This window comes from Allobaculum sp. (genome assembly GCF_047010065.1).
In the GTDB taxonomy this organism is placed as follows: Bacteria; Bacillota_I; Bacilli_A; order Erysipelotrichales; family Erysipelotrichaceae; genus Allobaculum; species Allobaculum fili.
On the sequence record NZ_JBKXLD010000133.1, the window covers coordinates 1 to 4,996 of the forward strand.

The 4,996-nt window shown below is 49.9% G+C and carries 10 protein-coding genes and 1 pseudogene; all 11 read left to right on the forward strand.

The window, feature by feature from the left end; genetic code table 11:
* The coding region (locus ACLUYS_RS09285; protein WP_412659685.1) for a phage head-tail connector protein at positions 1 to 231 on the forward strand (231 nt) is incomplete at its 5' end.
* Entirely contained in the window at positions 228 to 533 is a 306-nt protein-coding gene (locus ACLUYS_RS09290; protein WP_412659686.1) for a hypothetical protein, read from the forward strand. The genes ACLUYS_RS09285 and ACLUYS_RS09290, both read left to right, overlap by 4 nt.
* Positions 530 to 898: an HK97-gp10 family putative phage morphogenesis protein gene (locus ACLUYS_RS09295; RefSeq protein ID WP_412659687.1), complete on the forward strand. Its 369-nt coding sequence runs from the start codon at positions 530 to 532 to the stop codon at positions 896 to 898. The genes ACLUYS_RS09290 and ACLUYS_RS09295 overlap by 4 nt, the downstream gene beginning before the upstream one ends.
* The gene (locus tag ACLUYS_RS09300) at positions 895 to 1,308 is read left to right on the forward strand and encodes a hypothetical protein (protein WP_412659688.1); all 414 of its coding nucleotides are present in this window, start codon (positions 895 to 897) and stop codon (positions 1,306 to 1,308) included. Before ACLUYS_RS09295 ends, ACLUYS_RS09300 begins: the two co-directional genes overlap by 4 nt.
* The gene (locus tag ACLUYS_RS09305) at positions 1,295 to 1,834 is read left to right on the forward strand and encodes a phage major tail protein, TP901-1 family (RefSeq protein ID WP_412659690.1); all 540 of its coding nucleotides are present in this window, start codon (positions 1,295 to 1,297) and stop codon (positions 1,832 to 1,834) included. The genes ACLUYS_RS09300 and ACLUYS_RS09305 overlap by 14 nt, the downstream gene beginning before the upstream one ends.
* Positions 1,835 to 1,846: 12 nt before the next feature.
* On the forward strand, positions 1,847 to 2,209 hold the full coding sequence (locus ACLUYS_RS09310; RefSeq protein ID WP_412659692.1) for a tail assembly chaperone: 363 nt from the start codon (positions 1,847 to 1,849) through the stop codon (positions 2,207 to 2,209).
* A gap of 65 nt (positions 2,210 to 2,274) precedes the next feature.
* Complete coding sequence (locus ACLUYS_RS09315) at positions 2,275 to 2,496, forward strand: hypothetical protein (RefSeq protein WP_412659694.1); 222 nt, start codon at positions 2,275 to 2,277, stop codon at positions 2,494 to 2,496.
* Between the two features lie 81 nt (positions 2,497 to 2,577).
* Positions 2,578 to 2,985, forward strand: a complete 408-nt coding sequence (locus tag ACLUYS_RS09320) for a transposase (protein ID WP_412659696.1) — start codon at positions 2,578 to 2,580, stop codon at positions 2,983 to 2,985.
* Between the two features lie 56 nt (positions 2,986 to 3,041).
* Entirely contained in the window at positions 3,042 to 3,560 is a 519-nt protein-coding gene (locus ACLUYS_RS09325; RefSeq protein WP_412659698.1) for a transposase, read from the forward strand.
* A 388-nt stretch (positions 3,561 to 3,948) separates the two neighbouring features.
* Positions 3,949 to 4,794 (forward strand): glutamate 5-kinase, encoded by an 846-nt coding sequence (gene proB, locus ACLUYS_RS09330; protein WP_230268132.1) that lies wholly within the window; start codon positions 3,949 to 3,951, stop codon positions 4,792 to 4,794.
* Positions 4,791 to 4,996, forward strand: a pseudogene (gene proA, locus ACLUYS_RS09335) (gamma-glutamyl-phosphate reductase); the annotation flags it as partial. The gene proB and the pseudogene proA, both read left to right, overlap by 4 nt.

The window sequence follows — 4,996 nt, forward strand, 5'->3', positions numbered from 1 at the left end:
CGCCTGGCCTCTTTGCTTGGAACGGACAGCGTACCCAAAGAGATGAACTACATCGTCGTTGAGGCGTCTGTGCGGCGCTTTAACCGGATCGGATCTGAAGGAATGCAGAGCCACAACGTGGAAGGCGAAAGCATTTCCTTTAAGGAAAATGACTTTGCGGATTTCATGGACGACATTCAAGCGTGGAAATCAAACCATGAAGCGCCCGTGCGGAGGCTTCGATTCTTATGAGATACGACACGAAAATCGAGCTGGTTCGGCTGGATCCGGGCGAATTCAATCCGGAAACGGGCAACTATGACGGAGCAACGGAGACAAAAACGTCGCTGTATGCGTCCGTCATGGATACTCGTGCAGAGATGGTTAAGCTCGTGTACGGAAGCCTTAGGCAGGGAAGCCTGACCATTCATCTGCAGAATCACATTGATCAGCCGTTCGACCGCATTGACGTAAACGGCCGTCGATATAAAGCGGACTACCGGCGAAAGCTGCGGACCAAGGAAACGCTTATCGTTTCTGCGGTACCCAGATGAAACTGAATGTATCCATTACAGGGCTCAGCAAGATGCAGAAGAAAATGATCGCGAAAGCGAATCCTGCAGCAATTCAGAAAATCGTTCGCGTCAACGCGGCGGAACTGACCGAAAAGGCTCAGCGAAAGGCTCCGGTATCTACTGAAAAGACAAATCCGCATGGCGCTCATGGACAGCTGCGCCGGTCGATCGCGGTATCGATCGAAGAAGACGGGATGGCAGCTGTAGTACGTGCGGGTACAGAATACGCGGAATACGTTGAAAAAGGGACCAGATTCATGGAGAAGCAGCCGTACGTGAAGCCCGCCTTTGATGCCCAGAAGCCGCAGTTTCTGCGGGATCTCAAGAAGGAGATTGCCAGATGAATCCAGGACAGGAACTGTTTGGCGCCCTGCTTGTCGCTCTGCGAAAAGCGTATCCGGGAATGGTCTACGATTCCTTTCTTCCGCCGGAAGAAACGCCGTACCCGTTCATCTACCTCAACGGAACGTATGAGATCGAAGACTTCAGGATGAAAGGCGTATATTTTGGCCAGACGGCCATTTCGATTGATGTCTGGCACAATGACCCGACACAGCGGGGAACAGTGGATTCCCTGCTTTTTTCTGTCCGGCAGATTGCCCGGGCACTGGATCGAACCGACAACTACAACTGGTGTCTTTCGGCCTGCACTCTCGAGTACATGCCGGACTACACGACAAGTCAGCCGCTCTACAAGGGAATTCTTTCCCTCGAATTCAAACACTACAGGAGGAGAAACAATGAACAGCTTTGATCTTCAACGTTTCGCGGAAACCGCGGAACCCGTAAAAGGAAAAAAGATTTTCTATCTGATCCGCCGCTATTCCAAAAGAACGCAGGAAACCGCCAAAACAGTCGCTTTCCAGACAGAAGGCAGCCGCACCATGTCCAAAGACGCAGACAGCGTCGCAACCAAAGACGGAACGATTCGCGTGCCAGGAGCCGGCGAGGTAGAGATCTCGCTGACCTCTCTGGTGACCGAAGGTGACGGAGTTCACGACGACCTCGAGGAGGCCATGGAGTCCGGAGAACTGATGGAGATCTGGGAAGTGAACGTTTCGGAAAAAGGAACCGATGACAATGCCGACAAGTACAAGGCCCGCTATCATCAGGGCTATCTGACCAGCCTGGAGCTGTCCGCCAGCGCCGAAGATTTTGCGGAGCTTTCGCAGACCTACTCAATCAATGGAATGGGCGTCAAAGGCTACGTAACGCTCACGCAGGAGCAGAAAGATATCGTCCAGTATCTGTTCGAAGATACTGCAAAAGTAACGGAATAGAGGGCGTAAATCATGGAAATTAATGTCAGAGGAACGCTCTATCCGCTCAAGGCGTCTATCGCCTTTCTGAATGAAATCGAGAAGACCAAAGTTCGCACGATTGACGGCGAAAAGATTGAAATGGGTCTGGCCAATGCGGTCATTTCCATCCGCAACATGGGCGATGTGCGCGTGCTGATCGACACAATCATGGCACTGAACATCAGGCAGACCCCGCGTCTGAACAAGGACGAACTGACGGAATGGTTCGAAGAAGGCGAAGTCGATCTGGAGAAACTCGGATCGGAAGTGATCGATTTTTTATCGACAGCGAATGTCTGCAAAGGAAAGCTGAAGAAACTCGGCCTTCTGAACAGTCCGGTCCCAAAAGCCTGAAAGAGCTGACGGACTCGATTGCCGTAGACTGTTTTCGCTATTTCGGTTTTAAGTCTATTGAACAGGTGCTCCTGCTCGATCTGCGGGAGTACCGCCTTTTATGCCGTGCGCATCGTCTGCAGATGGCGGACCGCTACTACTGGAGTGCGCAGAACGCATTCGATACAAATCGTGCAGGCTTCTGCAAGAAGAATGGCCATCTGGTCTATACAAGCGTTAAAAAGCTTTTCGACTATGAGAAGGCCCAGAAAGAGGCAATGCAGGAGAGATCGGAAGCGAGAGTGTAAGGTCTTTTGTGTAAATTCCATCAAGGCATCAGGCTGATACAATCAGCTTGAGCCTGACAAATTTATACAAGGAGACCACTTATGCCACGTAAAGCTAAAGCTGCACCAGCCCTTCAGAAACAGATTGCTTCAACCATCGTTAAGAAATACAAACCTAAGACGTTTAAAGAAGCCTCAGACCTCATCAAGGAAATCTTTGGCCCTGTCCTTGAACAGATGCTCCAGGGAGAACTTGACTCGCATCTCGGCTATACCAGCGGATCGCATGCTCCTAAATCGACGGACAACCGGCGCAACGGCTATTCTGAGAAGACGGTAAGGTCTTCTCAGGGCGAACTGGATCTGCGTATTCCTCGTGATCGCCTTGGTACATTCGAACCACAGGCAGTTCCTAAAGGCAGCCGGGATATTTCAGATATCGAGGACAAAATTTTTGACATACCCATCCCACACCGGAAACCGAAGAGTATGACATTCCGTTTGATGTAACTTTAACTTCCAAGAACAATAAGAAAGTTAAGGAAAACTGGGATACATACAAGTACATTTCTTCTTATCCAAAACACCCTGAGTTTTCAAACGGTGTAACGGAGCTGCCCCTCCATGGAAGAGCAGTCAGATTTAAGGTTAAATGCGGGGAAAAAGAGTCCTTTATTACACTCTTTACCAACCTCTCTGCTGATTCCTTCAGCACGGATGATCTGAAGGAAATCTACCGGCTGCGCTGGCAGATCGAAATCAGTTTCAGAGACCTCAAAAGAGAGCTGGGCCTGGAACATATTCATGGCAGGAAGAAAGAACTGGTCATTGGAGAGGTCTACGCCAAGAGGACCATTTACAACATGAATTCGAGAATTCGTAATCACGTTGAAAAAAGGAAGAAGATTCGCCTTCAGCTGGAACGGGCTGTGAAACGGAAGGCTGAACGAAAAATCGACTTTACCTTTCTTACGGCTGCAACTCGATCGTTCTTCTGGAATGAAGGAGCGTATACCGGAGCAGGGCTTGTTAAACTTCTGGAACGAAAGACAGAATCTGTTCGCCCTGGTCGACCGCGAAGGTAAAAGGAAAAGGCAAAGATATAGGTAGAACAGTTTGATAAAACACTAATTGACGATCAGGTGATTTTTTTGAACACGAAAAAATTATCCTTTTCGTCATGCTTCCTCTTCTTAGAACAATCCCTCTACTCCTCTGGTGCAGGAACTTCAGCGAGGTTTACGATTTTAACTTAATGACATTGGACAAGGACTAAAGGAAAACTGCACCCGTCCTGTTGCGGGCATAAAAGCATGCGGCTTGAAACCATCCTTTTCGTGTTTTAATGTCCATCCTTGCCTCGGTCTGTGAGCAGCTGTCGGTTTTTCGCTGCAGTGAAAGAAAAAGGCGCCAAAATTTTCAAAAGTCTGAAAAATTTCAGGCCTCATCTTAGAACTTGGATACAATAAACGCATGTCATCTTTAAGAACCCGCGTAAAAGACGCGAAACGAATTGTTGTGAAAGTCGGCTCTTCTTCTCTGACTTACCCAGAGACCGGCCGATTAAATTTTGATAAGCTTGACGTTCTCGTCCGGCAGGTCTGCTCTTTGCACAATGCCGGCTACGATGTCGTCTTAGTTTCTTCGGGAGCCATCATGGTCGGCTCCCAGTATCTCGGTCTGCCCAAGCGGCCGCATTCGGTTTCCCGCAAGCAAGCCTGTGCCGCTGTCGGTCAGGCACGGCTGATGATGCTGTATCAGAAAATATTTGCGGAATACGGTCTGAACTGCGGCCAGCTGCTTCTGACCAAGCACACAATGCGCTATGAAAAAGACCGCTTTAACGCAAAAAATACGTTTGAAGAACTGTTTGATCTCGGCGTCATTCCGATCGTGAACGAAAACGATACGATTGCGACCGATGAAATTGAAATCGGCGACAACGACTCGCTTTCCGCGCTTGTAGCGGCGCTGGTTAAAGCCGATCTGCTCGTCCTGCTTTCCGATATCGACGGGCTGTATACCGACGATCCGTCCAGAAATCCAGACGCCCGTTTCATTGACGAGGTAGCCGAACTGAATGAGGAAATCTGCCAGCTGGCCAAAGGCCCCTCAAGCGGAGTAGGTACTGGCGGAATGACGACCAAAATTCACGCGGCACGGATTGCAGGCGCCATCGGCTGCGACATGATTATTGCGAACGCGAAAGACTTTCGAATTATCGAACATCTTGTGGCCGGAGAACCGCTTGGCACGTTCTTCGCCGCTAACCCGGTTTCCGGACTGGGCTTTGATGATCTTCTGGAGGAACTCGAATGACAGACTGGATGAATGAACTCGGCGAAAAGGCGCACCGCGCCGCCGGAATGCTGAATACCCTCGATACCAATACAAAAAACCAGGTGCTGCTCGATGCGGCCAATCGTCTGATCGCCAGTACCGATCGGATTCTTGCTGCCAACGCGAAAGACCTGGAAGCCGCCCGGGAAAACAATATGCCCCTCCCGCTGCAGGATCGTCT

Bases quoted from the DNA above. Each gene is read 5' to 3' on its own strand.
- ACLUYS_RS09290 (WP_412659686.1), top strand. From the start codon at position 228: ATGAGATACGACACGAAAATCGAGCTGGTTCGGCTGGATCCGGGCGAA.
- ACLUYS_RS09295 (WP_412659687.1), top strand. From the start codon at position 530: ATGAAACTGAATGTATCCATTACAGGGCTCAGCAAGATGCAGAAGAAA.
- ACLUYS_RS09300 (WP_412659688.1), top strand. From the start codon at position 895: ATGAATCCAGGACAGGAACTGTTTGGCGCCCTGCTTGTCGCTCTGCGA.
- ACLUYS_RS09305 (WP_412659690.1), top strand. From the start codon at position 1,295: ATGAACAGCTTTGATCTTCAACGTTTCGCGGAAACCGCGGAACCCGTA.
- ACLUYS_RS09310 (WP_412659692.1), top strand. From the start codon at position 1,847: ATGGAAATTAATGTCAGAGGAACGCTCTATCCGCTCAAGGCGTCTATC.
- ACLUYS_RS09320 (WP_412659696.1), top strand. From the start codon at position 2,578: ATGCCACGTAAAGCTAAAGCTGCACCAGCCCTTCAGAAACAGATTGCT.
- proB (WP_230268132.1), top strand. From the start codon at position 3,949: ATGTCATCTTTAAGAACCCGCGTAAAAGACGCGAAACGAATTGTTGTG.